We start from the raw sequence: 201 nt of genomic DNA on the forward strand, positions 1-201 counted from the left end.
CGGTGGATCCGTAACTGCTACTTCTTCTTTTGGTGCCGGAATTGGCGGAGGATCTAACGGGGGTACCGGCAGTGACATTACCATTAACGGTGGATCCGTAAAGGCTACTTCTGGTTCTGGTGCCGGAATTGGTGGAGGCAATAATAGGGGTACCGGCAGTGACATTACCATTAGCGGTGGATCCGTAACTGCTACTTCTTC

1 pseudogene is annotated in these 201 nt (G+C 51.7%); it reads left to right on the top strand.

From position 1 onward, the window contains the following. Positions 1-201: pseudogene (locus tag LJE09_RS17870) on the top strand (hypothetical protein); the annotation flags it as partial.

Source organism: Blautia sp. DFI.3.45 (genome assembly GCF_020593505.1).
Lineage (GTDB): Bacteria > Bacillota > Clostridia > Lachnospirales > Lachnospiraceae > Blautia_A > Blautia_A wexlerae.